The sequence below is a fragment of the Pseudoselenomonas ruminantium genome (genome assembly GCF_900113715.1).
Lineage (GTDB): Bacteria > Bacillota > Negativicutes > Selenomonadales > Selenomonadaceae > Selenomonas_A > Selenomonas_A caprae.
Genome location: NZ_FOQK01000047.1, coordinates 1 through 6,667, shown reverse-complemented (window position 1 = coordinate 6,667; position 6,667 = coordinate 1). Strand labels below are relative to the sequence as shown.

The following is a 6,667-nucleotide window of genomic DNA, read 5'->3' as shown; positions in this document are numbered from 1 at the left end:
GACTGTCCTAGGCACAGAATGATACGCACTAACGTATTAGCAGGTTGAAGATTCATTCGGGCTATTGCTGAAACGAAGCCGCCGGGCAGGGGAGTACCATAAGCGTAACATTGATGGTTTGCGTGAAGAAAATATTTTTTGCCTACACATTCCGTTGAAAAATTCACACCGTTCAAGCGTAGCGCGTTTGGGAACTTTTTCAATGCTTAGTTAAAGGCAAAAAATATTTTTAGCAAAGCATCTAAGTGAAGCGTTGGTACTCCCCTGCCCGGCGGCGCGGCTTTCCTCGAATAAAAACCCGGTAATTTACAAACTGCAATTTAAAGAGATTCAACGAAAATTCACATCCGCGTACGCCTGCACGGGCCTTGGCTTTTCTACATGTTCCCCAAGCATCTTTTCCATCCAGATCATATCGTACCAGCGTCCGAATTTATAGCCACACTTATGGAACCTGCCTACCAGCGTATACCCCATATGCGCATGGAATCCCTCACTACCATTTGTCAGATGCCCATCCTCGATCCCATCGACTGGCGCAGCAATGCAAGCATTGAGATTGAGGACGCCCATCGTCCCCAGAGCTGCCTCCAAGGCCTCATAGAGCCTGCGCCCTATGCCGCCACGGCGGCACTCCTTGTCGACATAAATGGTAGTCTCTACCGCCCAATCATAGGCCGCGCGCACATGGAAAGCGGCGGCATAGGCATAGCCGAGAACCCGTCCATTTTCCTCTGCCACTAGATACGGATAGCGGCGGCGGACATGCTCCATGCGCTGCCTGAACTCCATGAGCTCAGGCACCTCCGTCTCAAAGGAGATGGCTGTTTCTCGCACATATGGCGCATAGATTTCCAGCAGCCGCCCATCATCGGCCAGTCTGGCATCGCGTATCGTCACCATATCACTCAGCCGCCCCGAGATGCTGCGCCTTGACATAGTCGAGCACGACACCGTACTGCAGCCAGCAGTCAATAGCCCGGATAGCGATATTCATGATCGTATGCGCACTAAGGCTGAAGTTGCTGATTTCGCAGATCTTGACAATCTCATGACGGGCAACATGCTCAAACTCGATGCGTAGTTCATACCGGCTGATGGTCAGCAGATAATGATTGCCCGTGCTCTTCTCCGTGAGCACCATGTACTCGGCATTGTTCGGCTTTACCGGCACGAAGCCGAACTCCTGAAAGCGCTCAATGAGGAGCGGCTTCGTCTCCCGATGGAACCGGCTATTGATCTCATCGCGTTTGGCCTCAAGTTCAGCAAATAATGGAAAGCTGCGCATAATAAAAACTCCCTTCACGTACATAAAATAAAAACACGCAATGAGCCATCAGCGCTCCATTGCGTGTTTCTTGTGAACAATTATAACACGTCCCCCAGAAAATGTCAGCGAAAATTTCTGCTTTTGTTTTGCCCGCCTGGCAAATGCGATATAATATAGCAAAAAGTATCCATTCCCTGAACAGAAAGGTCATTTTATGTACCAAGATGAAATCAAACGCTTAGAACAGATTGTCAAACAACTGCAAGCCGACGATGGCTGCCCTTGGGACAAGGTGCAGACACACGAGAGCATCAAGGCCGGCTGCATCGAAGAAGCCTGCGAGGTGCTGGCCGGCATCAATATCCTGCGCGAAACCGGCAAGGCCGATAACCTCAAGGAGGAGCTTGGTGACCTGCTGCTGCAGGTCATCTTCCACGCCTGCCTGGCCGAAAAAGAAGGTCTCTTCACATTACAAGACGTGGCCAAAGCCTCTGCCGACAAGATGGTACGCCGCCACCCGCACATCTTCCATAAGCCCCTGACCGATGAGAATGGCCGGCCCGTCACCGACTGGAAAGCCATCAAGAAAATCGAAAAGCAGGGCCGCGAATGGGAAGACGGCTACCTGCCAGATGCCTTCGACGAAGGCCGCGCCCTCATCGCCAAAGCCGAAACCCGCAAGGGACTGCGCTAAAAAAACCACACAAGGAATAATCCTTGTGTGGCTTCTGTTTTCCGAACACTCAGCCGAACCGCACAAATGCGCCCTGTTTTTCCATCTGCCAATTGCCGACAAGCTCATTTTCTGTGCTGCGGCTGTAGGCTACGCGGATGATCTGGCCTGAGCCCCACGGCTTCGTCTGCATGCGCTCCTTGAGCGCCTCCATGAAGTCACGCGTAGCCTGCGGACTGGCTCCTTCGGCAATCTGCTCAAGATTCGCCGACCCCGCTACCTTATTGTAGGTGATCCGTCCATCGAGTTTCATTGCCTCTCCCAGGCTATAAGCGATTTCCAGCACATTGTCCCGCTCGCGCAGAACCTCCACCCATGCAAACATGATATCCCGCTCCTTTCGTACAACTCTCTTGTATACAGTATACTACATTTTGCTCGTAAATACAATTATTTCTTATCATTTATACAGTATATTTTCTTGCCTCCAAACAAATCCGACAAAATATTGCGCATACAGGAATATATTGTTTCACAAATGCAGTCTGACCTGTTAAACTTATACTACTCAGTACAGAATATCCAGGAGGAATAGACAATGAAAACAAAACTCACCTGGGGTGAGACACTTTCGATTACCAGTATGCTGTTCGGCCTCTTCTTTGGTGCCGGAAACCTGATTTTCCCCGCCTATCTGGGACAGGAAGCCGGCAGCAACATCTATCCGGCCCTCCTCGGCTTCCTGATCACAGGCGTCGGCATGCCGATGATGACCGTTGCAGCGCTCGGCATCACGGGAAGCGATGGTCTGCTTGATCTCAGCCAGAAAGCTGGCCGCCACTTCGGCTACATCTTCACTTGTGCACTCTATCTGACCATCGGGCCATTCTTTGCCAGCCCCCGTTGTGTGACAGTGCCCTTCGAGATTGGTGCCAAGGCCCTGCTGCCAGCAGGCTGCAACGAACAGCTGGCTCTGCTGCTGTTCTCGCTGGCCTTTATGGCGGCAGCTCTGTGGTTCTCCCTGCGCCCCGGCAAGATACTGACTTGGACGGGCAAGATCCTCACACCGATCTTCCTTGTCATACTCGGCATCCTGCTGTTCACGGCCCTCACCCATCCTGCCGCCACCATCTCCTCCTTTGCCCCCACAGGCGCTTACCAGCAGTCCCCCGTACTGCAAGGCCTGCTGGATGGCTATAACACGATGGACACCCTGGCCGGCCTTGCCTTTGGCATCATCGTCGTCGACGTCATCCGCAAGCTTGGCATCGAGGCTCCAGGGGCTATTGCCAAAAACACGGTAAAGGCCGGCATCTTCAGCTGCGCCCTCATGGGTGTCATCTACATCCTCGTCGCCATGGCCGGTGCCGGCAGCCGCGGCTATGGCGAACCCAGCGCCAACGGCGGAGCTGTGCTTGCCACGATTTCTGCCCATTACTTCTCCGATGGCGGCGCCGCTTTGCTCGCCTTCATCGTACTGTTTGCCTGCCTCAAGACCGTCATCGGCTTGATCACCAGCTGCTCGGAAGCCTTTGTCAAGATGTTCCCCGGCAAAGCGACCTATAACCAGCTAGCCATCGGCTTCGCCTTGATCACCTTCCTGATTGCCAACGTCGGCCTCTCAGCCATCATCCAGTTCTCGATTCCTGTCCTCATGATGCTCTACCCGATTGCCATCATGCTGACGCTCACATCGCTGGCTGGGCACTTCTTTGGCTGTGACCGCCTGGTTACCCGCAGTGCCATGACAGCGGTCATCCTGAGCTCCGTCTTCGACTTCATCAAGGCACTGCCTCCCACCTGGCTCAGTGTCACGCATCTCGATGGCTTCGTCGCCTGGCTGGCAACGGTCCTGCCGTTCTTCGCCCAAGGCTTCGGCTGGATCTGCCCGGCTATCCTGGGCCTCTTGCTTGGCTTTGCCCTCAAGCTGTTGCGCCCTAAACAACTTTCCGCAGGCAAACTGGAAGAATAACACTACCGATAAACACAAGAACGGCGATTCGTATGAGCAGTACGAATCGCCGTTCTTGCTGTGTATTATATTTTAGGAGAGCTTTGACACCCGTTCTGCGCCTCCACGCTTTGAACAAATGCCTTAACGAAAGCCTGAATATAATATACCTCAATTGATAACAATTGTCAACACTATTGATAAAATTTCTCAAATATTTTTAGTGTTCCGTCGCAGCATCCATATTCTCCGCTGCAGCCGAGGTATCACGGAACCGGTCGACAATCGTGGCACAAGCAGCATCGCCTGTGATGTTGACAGCCGTGCGCAGCATGTCAAAGATACGGTCAACACCAAAGAGTATCGGCAATGCCTCGATGGGAATGCCAGCCGCTGCCAGTACAGCAACGACGAGCAGCGTCGGTCCCGGAACGCCGGCCTGGCCGACAGCCCCCAGCGTACTCGTGATGATGATGGCCAGATACTGCATCAACGACAGCTCCATGCCATACATCTGCGCGATGAACGTTGCTGCCATCGCGTAGTAGGCCGCATTGCCGTTCATGTTGATTGTCGCCCCCAGCGGCAGGGCGAACGACGTCGTCTCCTTCGAGACGCCGAGCTCCTTCATCGCCGTATTCATGTTGAGCGGCAGCGTCGCCATCGAGGAAGCCGTCGAAAAAGCGAAGATCTGGACCTTCCACATGCTCTTGAAGAACTGCGTATAGCTCGTGCACTTCGAGAACAATGCCACCGAACCGCCAATCATGCCATAGGTGACAATCGCCAGCACGACAACATAGAGGACAATGAGATACATGATCTTGGCAAGCACCGCATAGCCAAAGGTTCCCGTCGCATCAGCCATCAGGCAGAATACACCCAGCGGTGCCACGTACATGATAGCCGTCATGATCTTGATGAACAGCTCCGTCATATAGTTGAAGAAATCGATGAGGACAGCCTTCTTCTTCTCCTCAAGATACGTCGATGCAAAGCCCATGAACATCGCAAAGACGATGATCTGGAGGATATTGCCATCAACCAGTGCCTTGAAGGGGTTGGCGGGCACAAACCCCGTCACAGTCTCCCAAAAACCTGGGATTGTCGTGCTTTCCTCCATGTGCTCCACCTGTACGGCCGCACCAGAAAGCGCTGCCATATCGATGCCTGCACCCGGACGGAAGAGCTCACTGAACAGCAGGCCCAACGCAACAGCCACCGCCGTCGTGATTCCATAATAGACAAAGGTCAGCGCACCGATCTTGCCAGCACTGCTCGATTTCCCCAGCGAAGCCGCACCGCCGATCAAAGAGAACAGGACAAGGGGCACTACCACCATCTTGATGAGCTGCATAAAGAGATTGCCCATCGGCGCAAACATGTGGGCTGGCTCGCCCATGACGAGGCCAACCACCGCACCAAGGACCGTCGCAGCAATGATCCAGATGCCGAGCTTGTCCAGGCTCATACCAGCTTTCTTTTCTGCCATAGATATATACCTCCTGATACCGCAAAAGAGCCGCATGAACATATCGATATGACATGACATACGGCTCCTTTGCCTGAAAATTTGTATAGCTAGATGATAACACACCCAGCGGTATATGTCCATACCCAGAGAACATGAAATATTGTATACATGTTACTTGGTAAACTGTAGAATAGATGCACAGGGAATTATGTGGTTGACTTAGTCAATAATCATTGCTTTTCCTGAAAAGCAGCCTTAGGCTGGCCGCAGAGCGGACAGGTATAATCATCCGCTTCGTCATGGATGTCGCCAATGTGCTCATAGCCGCAAACCGGGCAAACATAGACTTTCTGGCCCGGTGCCACAGCCTGCTCCTGCGGGCCATACTTAGCGAGGATCTCACGCAGCAGCACGCCATGATGACCTTCCTGCTTGGCAAAGACTTCCATCTCGTCAGCAGCCTCAGCAAAACCTGCCGCCCGCACCTTCGACGCCATAGCCATGACCTGCACCTCACCATTCGTTTCTGCCTTCTCGATCGTGCGCAGCAAGCCCCAGAAATCCTGTGGATACTTGCCGTTAAGCGTCGCGTAGAAGCCTGCATGGACAGCCTCCTGGTTCGCTGCCTCGATGAAAGCCGCAGCTACAGCCTCCAGGCCCTGCTCACGCGCCATGCGAGCCAATGCATAGTACATCATAGTGCCATTGGCCTCAGCCTGCGCCATCGTCTTGATCATTTCCTGCAAATCCGTATTCTTCGTCAGTCCATAAATGCTCATCCAAGCTCCTCCTAAACTCTCACTTATTTTCTATGGCTTAATTATATTGCACGCAATCTATTTTGTCAAATACTTTCCACATGCTACGCCCCCCGCGCCGCGTATCAGCGGGATTCCCTCCCGTATGCACTGGCCAATGGACAGGCAAACTGAAAAAAATCCGCCGGCCTGTGTAGTGACCCCATAAAGTTAGACCTTACCGGTAGTAGCAATTATTTGCTGCTACCGTTTTTTTATGCTGCGGCATGACGTAAACGGTAATCTACTGGGCTGAGCCACCCCAGCTTAGCTTTGATTCTGTGCTTATTGTAGTATGTGATGTAATGCCGTATAGCTCGTTCAAGTTCTTCGAAGCTGTGATAGGTATGCCCATAATAGATTTCCTGTTTTAGCAGGCCAAAGAAATTTTCCATCACGCTATTATCCAGACAGGTGCCTTTGCGAGACATACTTTGAAAAATTCGTTCTTCCTTTAATCGGCCTACATAGCTTCCCATTTGGTAAGCCCATCCCTGGTCGG

Annotated in this window: 8 protein-coding genes; 2 read left to right on the top strand and 6 right to left on the bottom strand. The window is 52.5% G+C overall.

Annotation, left to right across the window (positions count from 1 at the left end):
- Nucleotides 1-330 precede the first annotated feature (330 nt).
- Both BM181_RS14810 and BM181_RS14805 read right to left on the bottom strand, forming a co-directional pair.
- Complete coding sequence (locus BM181_RS14810; RefSeq protein ID WP_082336352.1) at nt 331-903, bottom strand: GNAT family N-acetyltransferase; 573 nt, start codon at nt 901-903, stop codon at nt 331-333.
- 1 nt (nt 904) lies between these two features.
- A complete protein-coding gene (locus tag BM181_RS14805; RefSeq protein ID WP_075445868.1) occupies nt 905-1,288 on the bottom strand; it encodes a hypothetical protein in 384 nt (127 codons plus the stop codon).
- 196 nt (nt 1,289-1,484) lie between these two features.
- Between BM181_RS14805 and BM181_RS14800 the strand changes: the two genes are divergently transcribed.
- Nucleotides 1,485-1,964, top strand: a complete 480-nt coding sequence (locus tag BM181_RS14800; protein WP_075445867.1) for a MazG nucleotide pyrophosphohydrolase domain-containing protein — start codon at nt 1,485-1,487, stop codon at nt 1,962-1,964.
- Between the two features lie 49 nt (nt 1,965-2,013).
- Here the strand turns inward: BM181_RS14800 and BM181_RS14795 are convergent, their stop codons facing one another.
- A complete protein-coding gene (locus BM181_RS14795) occupies nt 2,014-2,328 on the bottom strand; it encodes a hypothetical protein (protein ID WP_075445866.1) in 315 nt (104 codons plus the stop codon).
- A gap of 213 nt (nt 2,329-2,541) precedes the next feature.
- Between BM181_RS14795 and brnQ the strand changes: the two genes are divergently transcribed.
- Nucleotides 2,542-3,915 (top strand): branched-chain amino acid transport system II carrier protein, encoded by a 1,374-nt coding sequence (gene brnQ, locus BM181_RS14790; protein WP_075445865.1) that lies wholly within the window; start codon nt 2,542-2,544, stop codon nt 3,913-3,915.
- Between the two features lie 199 nt (nt 3,916-4,114).
- On the opposite strand, the gene BM181_RS14785 is transcribed toward brnQ, so the two are convergent.
- The 3 genes from BM181_RS14785 to BM181_RS14775 form a co-directional block, all read right to left on the bottom strand.
- Nucleotides 4,115-5,386: a dicarboxylate/amino acid:cation symporter gene (locus BM181_RS14785; RefSeq protein ID WP_075445864.1), complete on the bottom strand. Its 1,272-nt coding sequence runs from the start codon at nt 5,384-5,386 to the stop codon at nt 4,115-4,117.
- 212 nt (nt 5,387-5,598) lie between these two features.
- On the bottom strand, nt 5,599-6,147 hold the full coding sequence (locus tag BM181_RS14780) for a ferritin family protein (RefSeq protein WP_075445863.1): 549 nt from the start codon (nt 6,145-6,147) through the stop codon (nt 5,599-5,601).
- 233 nt (nt 6,148-6,380) lie between these two features.
- Nucleotides 6,381-6,667, bottom strand: a 287-nt coding sequence (locus tag BM181_RS14775; protein ID WP_218150130.1) for an IS3 family transposase, incomplete at its 5' end; no start/stop codon positions are given.